This window comes from Streptomyces sp. NPDC051738, assembly GCF_044453205.1.
GTDB lineage: Bacteria > Actinomycetota > Actinomycetes > Streptomycetales > Streptomycetaceae > Streptomyces.
On the sequence record NZ_JBITCM010000007.1, the window covers coordinates 1 to 16,704 of the forward strand.

Below are 16,704 nucleotides of genomic sequence, written 5' to 3' on the forward strand. Positions count from 1 at the left end.
CTGTCCGTGACGGTGTGGGCGCACCACATGTACGTCACCGGCGGTGTGCTGTTGCCGTTCTTCGCCTTCATGACGTTCCTCATCGCCGTACCGACCGGCGTGAAGTTCTTCAACTGGATCGGCACGATGTGGAAGGGCTCGTTGTCCTTCGAGACACCGATGCTCTGGGCGACCGGCTTCCTGATCACCTTCACCTTCGGTGGTCTGACGGGTGTCATCCTGGCCTCGCCGCCGATGGACTTCCACGTCTCCGACTCGTACTTCGTGGTGGCGCACTTCCACTACGTCGTGTTCGGCACCGTCGTCTTCGCGATGTTCTCCGGCTTCCACTTCTGGTGGCCGAAGATGACCGGCAAGATGCTCGACGAGCGCCTCGGCAAGATGACCTTCTGGACGCTGTTCGTCGGCTTCCACGGCACCTTCCTCGTCCAGCACTGGCTGGGCGCCGAGGGCATGCCGCGTCGTTACGCCGACTACCTCGCGGCCGACGGCTTCACCGCCCTGAACACGATCTCGACGATCAGCTCGTTCGTGCTCGGCGCGTCGCTGCTGCCCTTCTTCTACAACGTGTGGAAGACGGCCAAGTACGGCAAGCCGGTCGGCGTCGACGACCCGTGGGGCTACGGCCGCTCGCTGGAGTGGGCCACGTCCTGCCCGCCGCCGCGGCACAACTTCCTCACCCTGCCGCGGATCCGTTCCGAATCCCCGGCGTTCGACCTGCATCACCCTGAGATCGCCGCCCTCGACCAGCTCGAGAACGCACCTCACGGTGAAAAGGCTCTGGCTGGTGGCAAGGAGGCCGGCAAGTGAAGGTTCAGGGCAAGATGTTCATCTGGCTGAGCGTCTTCATCCTCGCCATGGCGGTCGTCTATGGCGTGTGGTCGAAGGAGCCGGCCGGCACCACGGCCCTCTTCCTGGCCTTCGGCCTGTCCATCATGATCGGCTTCTACCTGGGCTTCACCGCCCGGCGGGTCGACACCGGTGCGCAGGACAACAAGGAAGCGGACGTCGCGGACGACGCCGGCGAGGTCGGGTTCTTCAGCCCGCACAGCTGGCAGCCGCTCTCCCTCGCGATCGGTGGCGCCTTCGCCTTCCTGGCGATCGCGATCGGCTGGTGGCTGCTGTACTTCTCGGCGCCGCTGCTGCTGATCGGCCTGTGGGGCTGGGTCTTCGAGTACTACCGCGGTGAGAACCGCACCCAGTAACACGAACCGAGCTCATCGGGAGCCCGGACACTCCGTCAGGAGCGTCCGGGCTCCCGCTTTTGCAGCAATCGAAATCACCCGTACGAGTCACCCGGCGCGCCGCCACTGACGCCGCTTCCTAGCGTGAAGCCATGAGCAACAGAGCACAGCGCGAGAAGACCGTCATAGGCTGCACGCTCCTACTGATAGCACTCGGCGCGAGTGCCGCCGCCTGCAGTAGTGACGGCAACCCGCTGGCCGCCGATCCCTACGACGCGGCCGACCAGATCGCCTTCAACGGCCCCTCGGGCGACGGCGAGAAGGCCGACCCCGACAAGCCCCTGGAAGTCACCGCGGAGGACTCCGACGGCCGTATCACGGACGTCACCGCCAGGGACGCCGCAGGACGCTACGTCGCGGGCGAACTCTCCGCCGACGGCACCCGCTGGCACAGCACCTCCCCGCTGGCCGCAAACGCCCGCTACACGGTGCGGGTGAGCACCGAGGACGAGGACGGCGCCCCCGGCCGCAAGGTCCTCACCTTCGACACCAGCCGGCCGACCACCCAGAAGCACCTGACGGTGGAGTTCGGCCCGAAGGCGGGCACCTACGGCGTGGGCCAGCCCATCACGGCCACACTGAACGAGCCGGTCAAGGACAAGAAGCAGCGCGCCATCGTCGAGCGGGCCCTGAAGGTCGACTCCACGCCCGCCGTGGAGGGCACCTGGCACTGGGTGGACGACAAGGAACTCCACTACCGCCCCAAGGAGTACTGGCCCACCGGCGCCACGATCCAGGCCCGCAGCAACCTCGAAGGCGTCAAGATCGGCGACCGAATATGGGGCGGCAAGGTCAAGCCCCTGCGAATAACCATCGGCGACCAGGTCATCGCCGTCACGGACGCCGCATCGCACCAGCTGACGCTCTACCGCAACGGCGAGGCCGTCAGGTCGATGCCCGTCACCACCGGCAAGCCGGGCTTCGCCACCCGCAACGGCGTCAAGGTCGTACTGGCCAAGGAGTACTTCGTACGCATGCGCGGCACGAGCATAGGGATAGCGGAGGGCTCCTCGGAGTCGTACGACCTACCCGTCTACTACGCCACCCGCGTGACCTGGAGCGGCGAGTACGTGCACGCGGCCCCCTGGTCGGTCGGCTCCCAGGGTTACGCCAACGTCAGCCACGGCTGCACGGGCATGAGCACCGCCAACGCCTCGTGGTTCTTCGACAACGTCCGCGAGGGCGACATCGTCAAGGTCATCAACTCGTACGGCAACACCATGGAGCCATTCGGCAACGGCTTCGGCGACTGGAACCTGCCGTGGAGCAACTGGCGCAACGGCAGCGCCCTGGTGGCCGGCATCCCGGAGGGCCCGAGCCCGTCGGAACGGGCAAGACTGAGGCCCCAGAGCATTTGAGAGGGCAGCGGGGCAACGCCCTCAGGGGCGCGGGGAACTGCGCGACCAGCCCAGCCGGACCCGCAGTCGCCCCACAACCCTCAGAACCGAGCTCCTAGGCGCTCTGCAGCCGCTGCGTCCGCAACAGAGAAGCCAGCGCCCCGGCGAACTCCACCGGCTCCACAGGCAACGTCACGGCCGCCTCAGCCCGACTCCACGTGGCCAGCCACGCATCCTGCGGCCGCCCGATGAGCAACAGCACCGGCGGGCAGTTGAACACCTCGTCCTTGATCTGCCGGCACATCCCCATGCCCCCCATGGGCACCGCCTCACCGTCCAGCACGCAGACGTCGATGCCCCCCTTGTCCAGCTCGCGCAGCACCGCGGCGGGCGTAGCGCACTCCACGAACTTGACCAAGGGCACGTCGGGAGCCGGTCGCCGGCCGGAGGCAACCCGCACCTGCTCCCGGGTGTTGGAGTCGTCGCTGTAGACCAGCACCGTGGCGGTCGGCTGCATTGTTCCTCCGTGACGTCAGCGTCGTAAGGACAGGCCCGTTGGGCCGGATGCTACTCCCTTGAACACCACGTCAACACCGGTACGGACACCCAAGACACTCCGAACGGCACCCCCCGGAGTGAGGGCGGGATAAGCGACCGACATAATGTCGGTCGTGGCGACAGCAACGACAGTAGACAAGGGTCACGCGCACCCGTCGGTCAATCGACCGAACCTCACCAGCGTCGGAACCATCATCTGGTTGAGTTCCGAGCTGATGTTCTTCGCGGCCCTCTTCGCGATGTACTTCACCCTTCGATCGGTGACCGGGCCCGATTTCTGGCATGAGAAGGCCGCGGCCCTGAACTTCCCGTTCTCGGCGACGAACACCACGATCCTGGTGCTCTCCTCGCTCACCTGCCAGCTCGGCGTCTTCGCCGCCGAGCGCGGTGACGTCAAGAAGCTCCGAGGCTGGTTCATCGTCACCTTCGTCATGGGTGCGATCTTCATCGGCGGCCAGGTGTACGAGTACACCGAGCTGGTCAAGCACGAGGGCCTCTCGCTCTCGTCCGACCCGTACGGCTCGGTCTTCTACCTGACCACCGGCTTCCACGGCCTGCACGTGACGGGCGGTCTCATCGCCTTCCTGCTGGTCCTCGGCCGCACGTACATGGCCAAGAGGTTCACGCACGAGCAGGCGACCGCCGCGATCGTCGTGTCCTACTACTGGCACTTCGTCGATGTCGTCTGGATCGGCCTCTTCGCCACGATCTACATGATCAAGTAGTCGGGCCCGATCCCGCGCGCGTTCCACAACGCACCTTCCAGAAGCATCGACGCAGAAGATCCTGACACCGGGGTAATCCGTGAAAAAGCTCTCCGCACGACGACGCCATCCGCTGGCGGCGGTCGTCGTACTACTCCTCGCGCTGGCGTGCACGGGGGGGCTGTACGCCGTGTTCGCGCCCGCGGACAAGGCGCAGGCCGAGGAAACCGCCCAGTCCCTCACCATCGAAGAGGGCAAGAAGCTCTACGCCGTCGGCTGCGCCAGCTGCCACGGAACCGGCGGTCAGGGCACCTCCGACGGTCCTAGCCTGGTGGGCGTCGGCGCCGCCGCCGTCGACTTCCAGGTCTCGACGGGACGTATGCCTGCCGCCACCTCCCAGGGCGCCCAGGTCCCGAAGAAGAAGAACATCTACTCGCAGGCCGAGATCGACCAGCTCGCGGCGTACATCGCCTCGCTGGGCGCCGGCCCGAACGTCCCGTCCGAGGAGCAGTACGGCCCCGAGGGCGCGGACATCGCCAAGGGCGGCGAGCTCTTCCGCAACAACTGCGCCCAGTGCCACAACTTCACCGGCAAGGGCGGCGCGCTGACCAAGGGCAAGTACGCGCCGAGCCTTGAGGGCGTCGACCCGAAGCACATCTACGAGGCCATGCAGACCGGCCCGCAGAACATGCCTTCGTTCCCCGACACCACCCTGTCGGAGCAGAACAAGAAGGACATCATCGCGTACCTGCACGCGGTCAACAGCGATGAGACGGTGAATCCGGGTGGTCTGGAGCTGGGCGGCCTCGGGCCGGTCACCGAAGGCCTCTTCTCCTGGATCTTCGGTCTCGGCGCACTGATCGCGGTCGCCGTCTGGGTCGCCGCTCGGACCGCAAAGGCCAAGAAGTCATGAGTAGCCAAGACATTCCAGAAGAGAACCTGCCCGCTGAGCAGGACGCCACCGTCGCGGTAGCGGACGAGAAGAACCCCTTCGCCGACCCCGGCCTGCCGCCCCACGAGCACCGGATCCAGGACATCGACGAGCGGGCCGCCAAGCGGTCCGAGCGCACGGTCGCCCTGCTGTTCACGGTGTCGATGCTGGCCACCGTCGCCTTCATCGCCTCGTACGTCACGATCCCGCACGACAAGTCGGTCTTCGTCTTCCCGATCGGGCACCTCAACGCGCTGAACTTCGCGCTGGGGCTGACCCTCGGTGCGGCGCTGTTCTGCATCGGCGCGGGCGCGGTCCACTGGGCCCGCACCCTGATGTCCGACGAGGAAGTCGCGGACGACCGGCACGCGATCGCGGCGGAGCCCGAGGTCAAGGCCAAGGTCATGGCCGACTTCAAGCAGGGCGCCAAGGAGTCCGCGCTGGGTCGCCGCAAGCTGATCCGCAACACCATGTTCGGTGCGCTGGCCCTGTTCCCGCTCTCCGGTGTCGTCCTGCTGCGTGACCTCGGTCCGCTGCCCGGCACCAAGCTGCGCCACACCCTGTGGTCCAAGGGCAAGCTGCTCGTCAACATGAACACCGACGAGCCGCTGCGTCCCTCGGACGTCGCGGTCGGCTCCCTCACCTTCGCCAAGCCGGAGGGCCTGGAGGAGCACGACCACGACTTCCAGAACGAGATCGCCAAGGCCGCCCTGATGATCATCCGGCTCCAGCCCGATGACATCAAGGACAAGCGCGAGCTCGAGTGGTCGCACGAGGGCATCGTCGCGTACTCGAAGATCTGCACCCACGTCGGTTGCCCGATCTCCCTGTACGAGCAGCAGACGCACCACGTGCTCTGCCCCTGCCACCAGTCCACCTTCGACCTCTCCGACGGTGCCCGAGTGATCTTCGGCCCCGCCGGCCACGCCCTGCCGCAGCTGCGCATCGGCGTGAACGACGAGGGCTACCTCGAGGCGCTCGGCGACTTCGAAGAGCCCGTCGGTCCTGCATTCTGGGAGCGCGGATGAGCACGACAGAGAAGACCGAGTCCCGCGAACGCGGGAAGGCACCGGCCGGCGAGCGCGTCGCCGACTGGGCCGACGGCAGGCTGGGGATCTACTCCCTGGCCAAGGCCAACATGCGCAAGATCTTCCCCGACCACTGGTCGTTCATGTTGGGTGAGGTCTGCCTCTACAGCTTCATCATCATCATCCTCACGGGTGTGTACCTGACGCTGTTCTTCCACCCGTCGATGAACGAGGTGGAGTACCACGGCAGTTACGTCCCGCTGCAGGGTCAGCTCATGTCGGAGGCGTTCAGCTCGACGCTGCACATCTCCTTCGACATCCGCGGTGGTCTGCTCATCCGGCAGATCCACCACTGGGCGGCGCTGATCTTCCTCGCCGGCATGTTCGTGCACATGATGCGCGTGTTCTTCACGGGCGCGTTCCGCAAGCCGCGTGAGATCAACTGGCTGTTCGGCTTCCTGCTGTTCGTCCTGGGCATGTTCACCGGTTTCACCGGCTACTCGCTCCCGGACGACCTGCTCTCCGGCACCGGTGTCCGCTTCACCCAGGGCGCGATCCTGTCCATGCCGATCGTCGGCACGTACATCTCGTTCTTCCTCTTCGGCGGCGAGTTCCCGGGCGTCGACTTCGTGGCCCGCTTCTACTCGATCCACATCCTGCTGCTGCCGGGCATCATGCTCGGTCTGGTGGTCGGCCACCTGATCCTGGTCTTCTACCACAAGCACACGCAGTTCGCGGGCCCCGGAAAGAACAACAAGAACGTCGTCGGCATGCCGCTGCTGCCGGTCTACATGGCCAAGGCCGGAGGCTTCTTCTTCCTGGTCTTCGGTGTCATCGCGATCATCGCGGCGGTGGCGCAGATCAACCCGATCTGGGCCATGGGTCCCTACCGTCCGGATCAGGTGTCCACGGGCGCCCAGCCCGACTGGTACATGGGCTTCGCCGAGGGTCTGGTCCGCTACATGCCGGGCTGGGAGATCAACTTCTGGGGTCACACGCTCGTCCTGGGCGTGTTCATCCCGCTGGTCCTCTTCGGCCTGGTGCTGGGCGCGATCGCGGTCTACCCGTTCATCGAGTCCTGGGTCACCGGCGACAAGCGCGAGCACCACATCCTGGACCGCCCGCGCAACGCCCCGACGCGTACCGCGTTCGGCGTCGCCTGGATCACGGTGTACATGATCGGCCTGGTCGGCGGTGGCAACGACCTGTGGGCCACCCACTTCCACCTGTCGATCAACGCGGTCACCTGGTTCGTCCGGATCGGGTTCTTCGCCGGACCGGTCATCGCGTTCATCGTCACCAAGCGGATCTGCCTGGGCCTGCAGCGCCGGGACAAGGACAAGGTGCTGCACGGACGCGAGTCGGGCATCATCAAGCGCCTGCCGCACGGTGAGTTCATCGAGGTGCACGAGCCGCTCAGCCAGGACGCGCTGCACACCCTCACCGCGCACGAGCAGTACCAGCCGCTGGAGATCGGCCCGACGGTCGACGAGAACGGCGTCGAGCGCAAGGTGAAGGGCTCCGAGAAGCTGCGCGCCAAGCTCAGCAAGTCCTACTTCGACGAGAACGGCCAGATCCCCAAGCCGACGGTCGAGGAGTACAAGGAGATCACGAGCGGCCACGGCCACCACTGATCGCTGCGTTTCGCCACGCCACGGCCGAGGGCCCCATCCGGTTGAACGGGTGGGGCCCTCGGCCGTGCCCGGGGTCAGGGCCCCGTCCGGTCTTCGGACGGGGCCCTTCTCCGGGTCCCGGGGCTGGATAGGGTGGACCTCGTTGAGACTCTCGTCCCGTACTGCGGGACGCCTGACACCTGGAGCGGCTTATGAGCGCTGTGACCCCCGCTGGAGGCGACACCGCGGCGGCCCGCTCCTGGCCCGAGGTGCTGAGTGCCCTGCTCGCCGGAGAAGACCTGAGCGCCGCGGACACGGCATGGGCGATGGACCGCTTCATGAGCGGCGAGGCCTCGGACGCCCAGATCGCCGGATTCATGGTGGCGCTGCGGGCCAAGGGCGAGACGGTCGAGGAGATCAACGGTCTCGTCGAGGCGATGTACGCCCACGCCCAGCCGCTGGACATTCCCGGACCGGCCGTCGACATCGTCGGCACCGGCGGCGACCGGGCCAAGACGGTCAACATCTCCACGATGTCCGCCATCGTGATCGCGGGCGCCGGGGCGAAGGTCGTCAAGCACGGCAACCGGGCGTCGTCCTCGGCGAGCGGCTCGTCCGACGTGCTGGAGAAGCTCGGCATCAACCTCGACCTGTCGCCCGAGGGCGTGGCGCGGGTGGTGGACGAGGCCGGCATCACCTTCTGCTTCGCGGCCAAGTTCCACCCCTCGATGCGGTTCGTCGGCGGCGTACGGCGGGACCTGGGCATCCCGACCTCGTTCAACCTCCTCGGCCCGCTGACCAACCCCGCCCGCGTCACCGCCTCGGCCGTCGGCTGCTTCGACACCCGGATGGCGGGCCTCATCGCCGGCGTACTGGCCGAGCGCGGCTCGTCCGCGCTGGTGTTCCGCGGCGACGACGGCCTCGACGAGCTGACGACGACGGCCACTTCGCGCGTGTGGGTCGTCCGGGACGGCAAGGTGGCCGAGGAGGGCTTCGACCCGCGCGACGTCGGCATCGACCTCGTGCCGGTGGAGGCGCTGCGGGGCGCGGACGCCTCGTACAACGCGGAGGTCGCGCGACGGCTGCTGGACGGCGAGACGGGGCCCGTACGGGACGCCGTACTGCTCAACTCGGCCGCGGCGCTGGTGGCGTTGGAGCCGACGGCCGCTCCGCTCACCGAGCAGATCCGGCTCGGTATGGCGAGGGCGGCGGAGTCGATCGACTCGGGGACGGCCAAGCGGACGCTGGAGCGTTGGGTGGCGGCCAGCAACGCCTGAGTTCCCCGTGATGTGACGCAAGGCGCAGTCCGAATTCTGGACTGCGCCTTGCGTGCTGATGATCGTGTGGCAGGATATTGGACCAGGTCATGAGTGACAGTCATGAGGCCCCGGCCGACTGTCCGGCAACCCTCCGTCCGTGGCGGGGTGCCCCGGGTGAAGACCAGGCCGTAGGCAGCGAGGTCTGCGGCAAGCGCGGGCCCCTCTCGAAACCAGGGGTCCTGGTCGTTCGAGGGAGTCTTCCGTGAGCAAGCGAATGCGATAGGGCTGCTGAGCCCCGCCTCCGCGCACCCTTTTCTCTTTTCCTGCATGCCTTCAATCGGCATGCCTCTCACGGGAGTTCCCCATGTCTGTCTCCACCGCTGCCGCCGCCCAGACCATTTGTGCCCCGCTGCCCGTTCTGGGTCGAGATGTCACCGTTCCGCTGGTCACCGGCGGCGAGGTCACCTACGCCGCGCTCGACTACGCCGCCAGTGCCCCCGCCCTCCAGCGCGTCTGGGACGACGTCGCCGCCTACGCGCCGTACTACGGCAGCGTCCACCGCGGCGCCGGCTACCTCTCCCAGCTCTCCACCGACCTGTTCGAGAACGCCCGCAGGACGGTCGCCGAGTTCCTCGGCTGCCGGGACGGCGACCAGGTCGTCTTCACCCGGTCCACCACCGACTCGCTCAACCTGCTCGCCGCCGCCCTCCCGGCCGACTGCCAGGTCTTCGTCTTCGAGACCGAGCACCACGCCTCGCTGCTGCCCTGGCGGGAGGCCCGCGTCACCTACCTCAACGCGCCCCGCACCCACCGCCAGGCCGTCGAGACGCTGGAGCGCGCCCTCGCCGACCGTGACCCCTACGGCCCGGCCCTGGTCTGCGTCACCGGCGCCTCGAACGTCACCGGCGAGCTGTGGCCGGTCCGCGAGCTGGCCGCCGCCGCCCACGCGCACGGCGCCCGGATCGTCCTGGACGCCGCCCAGCTGGCCCCGCACCACCCGGTGAGCGTCCAGGACCTCGACGTCGACTGGGTCGCCTTCTCCGGGCACAAGCTGTACGCCCCCTTCGGCTCGGGCGTCCTGGCCGGGCGGGCCGACTGGCTGCGCGAGGCGGAGCCGTACCTCGCGGGCGGCGGTGCCAGCCGCAAGGTCACCCGGCGTGAGGACGGGGGAGTGGACGTCGAGTGGCACGAGAGCGCCGCACGGCACGAGGCCGGGTCGCCCAACGTCATCGGCGCCTACTCCATCGCCTCGGCCTGCAAGGCGCTCACCGAGGCCGGGTTCGACAGCCTGGTCGCGCGCGAGGAGTACCTGATCGAGAAGGTGCGCGCCGGGCTCGCCGAGGTTCCCGAGGTGCGGATCCTCTCCCTCTTCGGGGACGACGCCCCGCGCGTCGGTGTCCTCTCCTTCGTCGTCGAGGGCTGGAACAGCTCCCACTTCGCCGCCGCGCTCTCCGCCGAGTACGGCATCGGGGTGCGGGACGGGCTGTTCTGCGCCCACCCCCTCGTCCGGACCCTGCTGGGCAGCGACCCGCAGACGCAGGGCGAGTGCGGCGCCCCGGAGGCCGCGCCCGGCGAGAAGTCCCTCAACGCCATCCGGGTGAGCTTCGGGGCCGGTACGCCGGACGAGCACGTCGAGCGGTTCGTGGGCGCCGTGAAGGAGCTCGTCCAGGTCGGCGCGCAGTGGAACTACCGCACGGAGGACGGTCGTTGCGTCCCGGACACCTCCGCGTGAGCCGGTAGCCGGGCGCCCAGCAGGATCATCCGCAGGGCGCGCTCGGTCGCGTCCGTGAGGAGTTCGGAGGCCCGCACCAGGGCCTCCGCCAGGGCCATCGGCGCCGGCAGGATCCCGCTGTACGCGTCCACGCCCGGCACTTCGTGCGCGCCCTCGCCGAGGGTGCCCGCCAGCGCCAGCACCGGGCGGCCGTACAGCTTGGCCCGGCGGGCCACCTCGGCCGGGACCTTGCCCCTGGGCGTCTGGTGGTCCAGGGCGCCCTCGGCGGTGACGACCAGGTCGGCGCGGGCGAGGCGGGCGTCCAGGTCGAGGTGATCAAGCAGCACGTCGAAGCGGGGGAGGAGCCGGGCGCCCAGGGCGGCGAGGCCCGCGCCCAGACCGCCGGAGGCTCCGGTGCCGTCGCCGTGGCGCAGGTCGGTGGCGTGGACGGCGAGATCGCGGGTGAGGACGTCGGCCCAGTTCTCCAGCCCCGCCGACAGGTCCTCCACCTGAGCGGGCGTCGCCCCCTTCTGCGGGCCGAAGACGCGGGCCACGCCGCGCGCTCCGCACAGCACGTTGAACGGGTTGCAGGCGACGAGCAGCTCCACGTCCCGCAGCCTCGGGTCAAGGCCGGACGGGTCGATCCGGGCGAGCCGGGTCAACTCCCGTCCGCCGTGCGGGAGTTCGAAGCCGTCGGCGTCCAGTAGCCGGGCGCCGAGGGCCTGGAGCGCGCCGGCGCCCCCGTCGGAGGTACCCGAATCGCCGCAGCCGATCAGGATGCGCCGTACGCCCGTGTCGAGCGCGGCGCCGATGAGTTCGCCGACGCCGTACGTCGTCGTGGCACCCGGGTCGCGCAGGGAGCGGGGGACGAGGGACAGCCCGGCGACCGCGGCCATCTCCACGACCGCCGTGTCCTGGGAGCCCAGCAGGGCGAAGTGCGTGCCGATCCGTTCGCCGACCGGGCCCGTGGCGGGCAGCGCGACGAGGCGTCCGCCGGTCGCGGCGGCGAGGGCCGCGGCCGTGCCCTCGCCGCCGTCCACCAGGGGGATCAGGTCGAGCACGGCGTCCGGGAGAACCCGGCGGACACCGTCCGCGATGGCGTCGGCGGCGGCTTGGGCGGACAGGGACTCTTTGAAGCCACTGGGGGCTACGACGACTCGGGTCAGCATGGGGTCTCCTAAGCAGGTCTGGGGTTCGGCAACGCCCTAAAGGGGCGCGGGGAACTGCGCGACCAGCCACGACGGCGCAGCAGACAACCGACGACACATCGCGGCACTCTCATCGGGTCACAGGCACGCCGAGCAACGGCCACACCGCCACGGTGAACAACAGGACGACCGCGGCGGTCAGCGGAGCCAGCACCGCGGACAGGCGCAGCAGGTCACGCGGGGTATAGGTGGGCGTTCCGGGAAGGTCGGAGAAGAGCGTGACCGGCTTGGCGGAGGCCGGGAGCGTGTGGCAGAAACCGGCGGCCGCAGTGGACGCCAGTGCCGCGGCGACCGGGTTGACGCCGGCGCCCACGGCCGCCGCGACCACCAGCGGCACCAGGACCGACGAGCGGGCCGAGCGGGACTGAAGGACCAGGTGGGCTGCCGTACTGATCGCGATCACGACGATCAGGAACAACACCGGGCTGACTCCACCGGGCAGCCCGTCGACCAGCCATTTCGCCGCTCCCGAGTCGGCGAGCGCGACGCCCATCGCCATCGTCGCGGCCATGAACAGCAGCAGCGACCAGGGGACCGTCTTCAGCGCGTCCTTCAGATGCACGGTGCCGAGGGCCGGTGAGGCCGCCACCACCGCGCCGATCAGCGCCACCACCGCGGGCGGCACCCGGTGCAGCGGCTCGCTGCACCACAGCACGACGACCGTGCCGAGCAGCAGCGCGCAGCGCTTCTCGGCCTGTGACCAGGGGCCGGTGACCGGGTGGTCGCTGTGCTCCTGGATCTGCTCGGCGGTGATGCGCACGGGGCCCTTGCGGTCCGCGCGCCGGGTGGCCGTCAGCAGGACGGCCTCGGCGGCCAGGTGGGACGACGCCACGGCCAGCGGCAGGCCGAGCAGCAGCCACTCGGTGAAGCCGATCCGGTCGCCGGTGGCCTGCCACAGCACCGACACGGTGATCAGATGCGCGCCCGCCCCGATCAGGGTCGCCACCGCCGACAGCAGGATCACGGTCGGGAACAGCAGCGCCAGCATCACGACCAGCCGCCGCCGGTCGGCCAGCGCCTTGGCGAGCGCCAGGAACACCGGCAGCGCGAGGGCGGCCCGCCCCGAGGTGGCCGGCACCGCGAACGCCGTGACGACGAGGGCGGCCGTGGTCAGGTGCACGAGCTGGCGTACGGTGCGCGCCCCGCCGACCAGGAACGCCGCCGCCCGCCCCGCGAGCCCGGTCCGGGTCACCGCGGCCGCCAGCACGAAGGCGCAGATCAGCAGCCACACCGTGGAGTCGCCGAGGGTGCCGAAGAGCGTGTCGCTGCTGATCACCCCGGTCACCGTCAGGGCCAGTCCGGCGCCCAGCGCGATGTAGGTGTCGTCGACCGGAGTGGCGACCCAGGCGCAGGTCGCCAGGGCGAAGACGGCGAGGGTGAGACGGGCGTCGGCGCCGAGTCCCGGGAAGTTGCCGGGCACAGCGAGCAGCGCGCACAGGGAGAGCGCCGCGCAGAGGGCCGCGCTCAGACGGAGGTTCAGGGTCACGTCATCGAGGGTTCACCTGGGGGGTGAGCCTTCGATGAGCCCTACATGAAGGAGACTTCACACGGGCGCCAGGGGGCTTCAGGCGGACAGGCGGTACCCCACGCCGCGCACCGTCTGGACCCGTTCGGCCCCGAGCTTCTTGCGCAGCGCCCACACGTACACATCCACGATGTTGGAGCCGGGGTCGAAGTCGTACCCCCACACATGCGACAGGATCTGCTCGCGGGAGAGTACCTGCCCCGGATGCCTCAGGAACAGCTCCAGCAGCACGAACTCACGGGCCGTCAGATCCACCGTCCGCTCGTCGGCGCGCGCCCGCCGGGTGCGCAGGTCCAGGGTGAGCGAGCCGGACCGCAGCACCGTCACCTCGGGCGCCCGGGCCGCCGTACGCAGCCGTAGACGCACCCGGGCGAGGAGTTCCTCGAAGCGGAACGGCTTGGTCATCCAGTCGTCGGCGCCGCCCTCCAGACCGGCCACCGTGTCCCGTACGGAGTCCCGGGCGGTCAGCACGATCACCGGGACCGACACCCGGGCCTCGCGCAGTTCGCGCAGCACCGTGAAGCCGTCCCGGCCGGGCAGGCCGATGTCCAGGACGACCAGGTCGAAGCCGCCGGTGACGGCGTACTCGTATGCGGCGTCGCCGTCGCCGACGACGGTCGTGGTGAAGCCGTTGGCGCGCAGGCCCTTCTCGACGAAGGACGCGATGCGTTCCTCGTCCTCGACGATCAGAATGCGGTTCACGGGCGCACCTCTTCGTTCACGCTCATGCACGGGCCTCTTCCAGAGTCAGGACGAAGGTGGCGCCGCCGCCCTCGGTGTCGCGCAGTCCGATCCGGCCGCCGTGGGCCTCCGCGATCGCCCGGACGATCGACAGGCCGAGCCCGGCGCCGGAGCCCCGGGCACCGCGGCGGGACGTGCCGCGCCGGAACCGTTCGAAGATCACCTCGGCGTCCTGGGGCTGGACGCCGCACCCGGAGTCGGCGACGTACAGCTCGACGCCCGGCCCGTCGGCGCGGGAGCCGATCCGCACGGTCTGCCCGGGTGCGGTGTGCTGTACGGCGTTCTGGGCGAGCTGGACCATCGCCTGGGTGATCCGCTGCGGGTCCAGCTCGGCCTCGATGTCGGCGACCTCGGCGAGCTGCCAGTCCCGCTCGCCGAGGGTGCGGGCCTTGACGTAGACGTCGGCGGTGAGCTCGGCCAGCTGGACCGGCTCCGGGGTGACGAAGTCGGGGCGCTCGGCCTTGGCGAGCAGCAGCAGGTCCTCGACGATGCGGCTCATCCGGTCCAGCTCGTCGGTGACCAGCCGTATGGTCTCCTCGCGCTCGGCCGGGTCGTCGCCCATCAGCTCCAGATGGCCGCGCACGATGGTGATCGGCGTGCGCAGCTCGTGGCCCGCGTCGTCGACGAACTGGCGCTGGGCCGCGAAGGCGCGCTCCAGCCGGTCGAGCATGGCGTTGAAGGTCTCCGCGAGCGCGGCGATGTCGTCGCGTCCGTGCACCGGGATACGGCGGGTGAGGTCCTGCTCGGTGAGCTGCGCCGCCGCGGTGCGCACCAGCCGTACGGGCTTGAGGATGCGCCCGGAGACCGCCCAGCCGATGCCGGTCATCATCAGCAGGGCGACCCCGGAGATGGCCAGCAGGATCCTGAACTCGTCGTTCACGGCGGCCTGTTCGCGCCCCGGGTGGAAGGCGACCACGAACGCGGCCTCCGTCGCGCCGCCGGCCCGGGCGACGGCCACCTTCGCCCAGCGGATCTCGCCCGACGCGCGCTGCAGCGTGCCCGTGGAGTCGGGGGAGTCGAAGATACGGCGACGGGCGTCGGCGTCCTTGTGCAGGGGCAGGGCGACGGGGATGTCGCGCGGCTGGATGATCTGCGCCGGGGTGTGGTCCGGCCTGCCCACCAGGCCGATCAGCTCCTCGTCCGGGTCGGCGTACTGCCGTACCAGGAACTCCCGCAGCAGCCGCGCCGGGTCCGTGAACGGACGGCCGGTCTCGGGGTCGACACCCCGCTCCTCGAAGTTGGCGAACTCACCGGCCTCCTGCGCGAGCAGCCCGTTCACCCGGTGGTCGACGTCCCGCAGCAGGATCGAGCGCGTGGTCGTCGCCACGGACACGAGTCCCACGGCCATCACCAGCAACAGCCAGAGCAGGATGCGGACCCGGGCCGAGATACGGCGCCGCATGGGGTCAGCCGTCGCCCCCGGGCTCGCCACGGTCGTCGTCTCCGGTCTCCCGGTCGGGGGCGTCGTCATCGTCGTCACTCGCGGGGCTGTCGGTCACGGGGGGCCGGGACACGACCTCGTCGCTCGGCGTCGGGACGGGGCGGGTGGGCGTCGGCGTGGGGGAGCCGCTCTCCAGCTCCACCTTGGCCGGGACCTTGGGAGACTCCGGACTGTCGGTGAGGGCGAAGCTGGTCGCGGCGATGCCGAGCGGAATCGCCACTACGGCGGCCAGGGCCGCGATCCGATGCGAGAAGACCATGCGACCGAGCCTGCCCCCGGCGCCCGGCCGTGAGGATGAGCCCAGGATGAAGAACTCTTCATCCTGGGGCACGGCTCAGCTGTCCAGGCCGATGGCGAACGCGGCCTCGATGTCGTGCTGGGAGTAGGTACGGAACGCCACGTGGGTGTCCGTCCCCTCGACGCCGGGGATCTTGCTGATCCGGCCGGGGATGACCTCGGCGAGATCCTCGTGCTGCTTCACGCGCACCATGGCGATCAGGTCGTACGTACCGGTGACCGAGAAGACCTCCGTCACACTCTCCAGCGAAGCGATCCGCTCCGCGATCTCGGGGATCCGGTCCACGCTGGTCTTGATGAGGACGATCGCGGTGATCACGGTTGGTTCTCTCCCTCGGGGGCCGGAGCTGGGGCGGGCCTCACTCTAGTAGGCCGTCCGAATCTGGCCCACGCGAAGCCGAAGCCCAGTGCGAAGCCCACCAGGTGCGCCAGGTACGCCACCCCGGGCCCCTGGTCCGCCCGCCCCGCCGCCACCCACTGCAGGGCCACCCAGAAGGGCAGCACCACCCAGGCCGGGAAGCGCAGCGGCAGGAAGAGCAGGAACGGGAGCAGGCTTGTCACGCGCGCCCCGGGGAAGAGGAACAGGAACGCGCCGAGGACGGCCGAGATCGCCCCGGACGCGCCGACCAGGGACTGGGTGGAGTCGTCGTTGGCGGCCGCGTAGCCCAGCAGGGCCAGGTAGCCGCAGCCGAGGTAGAAGAGCGTGAACTGGACGCGGCCCATCCGTTCCTCGGTCATCGCGCCGAAGACGTAGAGGAAGAGCATGTTGCCGAGCAGGTGCACCCAGCTGCCGTGCACGAAGAGGGCCGTGGCAGGCGTGAGGGCGGCCCGGGGCGTCCCCTCGAACAGCTCCGCGGGGACCACGCCCCAGCGGTGGAAATAGGCCCGCTGCGCGGCGAGCAGCCCCTCACCGGAGCCGTACGTCGGATTGAACCCCGCCGCCGGGCCGATCAGGAAGAGCAGCGAGCACAGCGCGATCAGCCCGTACGTGACCGGTGCCGGCGACCGCAGGGCCGATCGGCCCGCCCTGCCGAACCGCGTCCCGAAATGCGCCACGCTCCAGTTGCCGATCATGAACACAGAGCATGACGTAACGGGACGCAGGCG

Annotated in this window: 17 protein-coding genes and 1 riboswitch; of the genes, 9 read left to right on the forward strand and 8 right to left on the reverse strand. The window is 69.6% G+C overall.

Features of this window, described 5'->3' with window-relative positions; all coding sequences use genetic code 11:
* The 3 genes from ACIA8X_RS17665 to ACIA8X_RS17675 all read left to right on the forward strand — a co-directional run.
* Positions 1 to 810, forward strand: an 810-nt coding sequence (locus tag ACIA8X_RS17665; protein WP_399458649.1) for a cbb3-type cytochrome c oxidase subunit I, incomplete at its 5' end; no start/stop codon positions are given.
* Positions 807 to 1,205 (forward strand): cytochrome c oxidase subunit 4, encoded by a 399-nt coding sequence (locus tag ACIA8X_RS17670; protein WP_393442326.1) that lies wholly within the window; start codon positions 807 to 809, stop codon positions 1,203 to 1,205. The genes ACIA8X_RS17665 and ACIA8X_RS17670, both read left to right, overlap by 4 nt.
* A gap of 131 nt (positions 1,206 to 1,336) precedes the next feature.
* Positions 1,337 to 2,602, forward strand: coding sequence for an Ig-like domain-containing protein (locus tag ACIA8X_RS17675; RefSeq protein WP_399458650.1), 1,266 nt, complete (start codon positions 1,337 to 1,339; stop codon positions 2,600 to 2,602).
* A 94-nt stretch (positions 2,603 to 2,696) separates the two neighbouring features.
* Here ACIA8X_RS17675 and ACIA8X_RS17680 read toward each other — a convergent pair whose 3' ends face one another.
* On the reverse strand, positions 2,697 to 3,098 hold the full coding sequence (locus tag ACIA8X_RS17680; RefSeq protein WP_393442330.1) for a hypothetical protein: 402 nt from the start codon (positions 3,096 to 3,098) through the stop codon (positions 2,697 to 2,699).
* A gap of 145 nt (positions 3,099 to 3,243) precedes the next feature.
* On the opposite strand from ACIA8X_RS17680, the gene ACIA8X_RS17685 reads away from it, so the two are divergent.
* The 6 genes from ACIA8X_RS17685 to ACIA8X_RS17710 all read left to right on the forward strand — a co-directional run bounded on the left by ACIA8X_RS17685 (position 3,244) and on the right by ACIA8X_RS17710 (position 10,406).
* Positions 3,244 to 3,864, forward strand: coding sequence for a heme-copper oxidase subunit III (locus ACIA8X_RS17685; RefSeq protein WP_393442332.1), 621 nt, complete (start codon positions 3,244 to 3,246; stop codon positions 3,862 to 3,864).
* A gap of 79 nt (positions 3,865 to 3,943) precedes the next feature.
* A complete protein-coding gene (locus ACIA8X_RS17690; protein WP_393442334.1) occupies positions 3,944 to 4,756 on the forward strand; it encodes a c-type cytochrome in 813 nt (270 codons plus the stop codon).
* Complete coding sequence (locus tag ACIA8X_RS17695) at positions 4,753 to 5,802, forward strand: Rieske 2Fe-2S domain-containing protein (protein WP_393442336.1); 1,050 nt, start codon at positions 4,753 to 4,755, stop codon at positions 5,800 to 5,802. The genes ACIA8X_RS17690 and ACIA8X_RS17695 overlap by 4 nt, the downstream gene beginning before the upstream one ends.
* On the forward strand, positions 5,799 to 7,436 hold the full coding sequence (locus ACIA8X_RS17700; RefSeq protein WP_399458651.1) for a cytochrome bc complex cytochrome b subunit: 1,638 nt from the start codon (positions 5,799 to 5,801) through the stop codon (positions 7,434 to 7,436). The genes ACIA8X_RS17695 and ACIA8X_RS17700 overlap by 4 nt, the downstream gene beginning before the upstream one ends.
* Positions 7,437 to 7,627: 191 nt before the next feature.
* On the forward strand, positions 7,628 to 8,692 hold the full coding sequence (gene trpD, locus ACIA8X_RS17705; protein WP_399458652.1) for an anthranilate phosphoribosyltransferase: 1,065 nt from the start codon (positions 7,628 to 7,630) through the stop codon (positions 8,690 to 8,692).
* An 85-nt stretch (positions 8,693 to 8,777) separates the two neighbouring features.
* Positions 8,778 to 8,894, forward strand: a riboswitch (SAM riboswitch).
* Positions 8,895 to 9,038: 144 nt separating this feature from the next.
* Complete coding sequence (locus ACIA8X_RS17710) at positions 9,039 to 10,406, forward strand: aminotransferase class V-fold PLP-dependent enzyme (protein WP_399458653.1); 1,368 nt, start codon at positions 9,039 to 9,041, stop codon at positions 10,404 to 10,406.
* Here the strand turns inward: ACIA8X_RS17710 and ACIA8X_RS17715 are convergent.
* From ACIA8X_RS17715 to ACIA8X_RS17745, 7 genes are all read right to left on the reverse strand, one after another.
* The gene (locus ACIA8X_RS17715; protein WP_393442344.1) at positions 10,361 to 11,554 is read right to left on the reverse strand and encodes a glycerate kinase; all 1,194 of its coding nucleotides are present in this window, start codon (positions 11,552 to 11,554) and stop codon (positions 10,361 to 10,363) included. The genes ACIA8X_RS17710 and ACIA8X_RS17715 overlap by 46 nt on opposite strands.
* Before the next feature lie 109 nt (positions 11,555 to 11,663).
* Positions 11,664 to 13,079 carry an SLC13 family permease gene (locus tag ACIA8X_RS17720; RefSeq protein ID WP_399458654.1) on the reverse strand — a complete coding sequence of 472 codons (1,416 nt, stop codon included), beginning with the start codon at positions 13,077 to 13,079 and terminating at the stop codon, positions 11,664 to 11,666.
* 78 nt (positions 13,080 to 13,157) lie between these two features.
* On the reverse strand, positions 13,158 to 13,820 hold the full coding sequence (locus ACIA8X_RS17725; RefSeq protein WP_393442348.1) for a response regulator transcription factor: 663 nt from the start codon (positions 13,818 to 13,820) through the stop codon (positions 13,158 to 13,160).
* Positions 13,821 to 13,842: 22 nt separating this feature from the next.
* On the reverse strand, positions 13,843 to 15,330 hold the full coding sequence (locus ACIA8X_RS17730) for an ATP-binding protein (RefSeq protein WP_393442350.1): 1,488 nt from the start codon (positions 15,328 to 15,330) through the stop codon (positions 13,843 to 13,845).
* Complete coding sequence (locus ACIA8X_RS17735; protein WP_393442352.1) at positions 15,266 to 15,559, reverse strand: small secreted hydrophilic protein; 294 nt, start codon at positions 15,557 to 15,559, stop codon at positions 15,266 to 15,268. The genes ACIA8X_RS17730 and ACIA8X_RS17735 overlap by 65 nt, the downstream gene beginning before the upstream one ends.
* Before the next feature lie 75 nt (positions 15,560 to 15,634).
* Positions 15,635 to 15,916, reverse strand: a complete 282-nt coding sequence (locus tag ACIA8X_RS17740) for an Lrp/AsnC family transcriptional regulator (RefSeq protein ID WP_048585175.1) — start codon at positions 15,914 to 15,916, stop codon at positions 15,635 to 15,637.
* The gene (locus ACIA8X_RS17745; RefSeq protein ID WP_393442354.1) at positions 15,913 to 16,671 is read right to left on the reverse strand and encodes a rhomboid family intramembrane serine protease; all 759 of its coding nucleotides are present in this window, start codon (positions 16,669 to 16,671) and stop codon (positions 15,913 to 15,915) included. Before ACIA8X_RS17745 ends, ACIA8X_RS17740 begins: the two co-directional genes overlap by 4 nt.
* Between the last annotated feature and the right edge of the window lie 33 nt (positions 16,672 to 16,704).